1 protein-coding gene and 2 pseudogenes are annotated in these 1,822 nt (G+C 69.5%); 1 reads left to right on the top strand and 2 read right to left on the bottom strand.

Translation table 11 applies throughout. From position 1 onward, the window contains the following. Positions 1-206 (bottom strand): annotated as a pseudogene (locus B7L92_RS44010) (integrase core domain-containing protein); the annotation flags it as partial. Positions 207-218: 12 nt separating this feature from the next. On the opposite strand from B7L92_RS44010, the pseudogene B7L92_RS37300 reads away from it, so the two are divergent. After that, positions 219-942: pseudogene (locus B7L92_RS37300) on the top strand (transposase); the annotation flags it as partial. Between the two features lie 185 nt (positions 943-1,127). Here the strand turns inward: B7L92_RS37300 and B7L92_RS43575 are convergent. Then, a partial coding sequence (locus B7L92_RS43575; protein WP_081241555.1) for a calcium-binding protein occupies positions 1,128-1,822 on the bottom strand: 695 nt, incomplete at its 5' end.

Below are 1,822 nucleotides of genomic sequence, written 5' to 3' on the forward strand. Positions count from 1 at the left end.
GCCTCGAAGACGGCGTCGAAGGAGTCGGTGTACTTGCTGTCGCGGTCGCGGAGGATGAAGCGGAGCGACTCGACGCGTGCGCCGAGGCCGGCGATCAGATTGCGGGCCTGCTGGGTTGTCCACTGCGCGGTGGGGTAGGCGGTGATGCCAGTGATATGGAGTCGGCGGGTACCGTGTTCGAGGAACGCCAGCGCATGTAGCCGCCTGCCGGTGATCGTGTCGACCTGGCTGTCACGGTCGAGAGCCGACGGGAGATCCTGGGCCTGTGGGCCTGTGGGCCTGTGGGCCTGTGGGCCTGTGACGGCGGTGAGGGCGCCAAGCACTGGCTGCACATCCTCGACCTGGATCAAGAACCGCGGCGTGCACGACGTGCTCATGCTCGTCTGCGACGGGCTCAAGGGCCTGCCCGAGGCGGTGGAGACGGTCTGACCCCGCACCATCGTGCAGACCCGCGTGGTGCCTCTGCTGCGGAACCCCTTCCGCTGTGCCGCCCGCCAGGACTGGGACAAGACCGCCCGCCTCCTCAAGCCCGTCTGCACCGCGCCGACCGAGGAGGCCGCCCTGGACCGGTTCGCCGAGTTCGCCGACGCCTGGGGCCGGAAGTATCCGGCCATCGTGAAGCTGTGGGAGAACGTGTGGGTGGGGTGCCCCCGGACGAAGTCCGGGGGAGAATTCACTCCGTTCCCGCGCTTCGACACCGAGATCCGCCGCATCGTCTGCACGACGAACGCGATCGAGTCGGTGAACGCGCGGATCCGGCGGGCGGTCGAGGTCCGCGGACACTTTCCCGACGAGCAGGCAGCCCTGCAGTGCGTCTACATGGCGATCATGTCCCTCGTTCCCACCGGCAAGGGCCAGGCCCGCTGGGCCATGTGCCGGAAGGCCGCGCTGAACGTCTTCGACATCACCTTCGACGGTCGGCTCTCAGCCGCCCGCCAGTGACCTGACCACCCCAGTTGCATCGAACGTTTGACAGACTCGCCGGGTCACCTCGTGTCGCGCGGGGACCTGCCGTCTGCGGCGTTCGCGGTTGGCACGGCTCGGGTGGCGGGTCGCCGACGGCGGTGGCTCGGCGCCCGCGACGCTGTTCGCGCCGCGGGCCAGGGCCTTCGGGCATGGAGGCGCACTTACGGGAGGACGATGTTGCGGCCGGGTCCGCCTTTGAGGGTGTCCTTTCCGGTGCCACCGCAGACGAGGTCGTCGCCGCCTTCGCCGTCCAGTGTGTCGTTGCCGGGGCCGCCGAGGATGATGTCGCGGCCGTCCCCGCCCATGGCGTGATCGTCGCCGGGACCGGCGTGAACGGTGTCGTTACCGCCATAGCCCTCGATCATGTCGTCGCCCCGGCCGCCCCACATCTGCTGGTCGCCGTCGTCACCCATCAGGTGGTCCATGCCGTCGCCGCCGTGCAGGGCTGCGGGTCCCATGACCATGTCGTTCCCCGCGTCGCCCCGCACCGTGCGTGCGGTGTGGGCGTGCAGTTCGTCGTCGCCGGGGCCGCCGCTGACGGTGCCGATCCCGGGGGTGAAGGCGGCGATCGTGTCGTTGCCGTCGCCTAAGAAGACGTCGATCCTGTCGGGCCGGGGGCTGTCGGCGGGCAGTTCGCAGACGACGGAGGTGGTGTCCTCGGGTCTGGAGTACGCGCAGTGGTCGCCCGGTTCGAGCGGGACCACGTCGCTGAAGCCGATCCGCCGGATCCCGTCGCTGGTGTACATGGAGAATATGTTGAGGTTGTTGGTCTGTCCTGCGGCGGCGGTGAAGACGATCGACTGAGTTGCCCAGTCGGCTCCGACGCGGGCCTTCGCCTCGGCGGCGGTGGCGGCGG

Source organism: Streptomyces viridosporus, from assembly GCF_002078235.1.
Taxonomy (GTDB): Bacteria; Actinomycetota; Actinomycetes; order Streptomycetales; family Streptomycetaceae; genus Streptomyces; species Streptomyces viridosporus.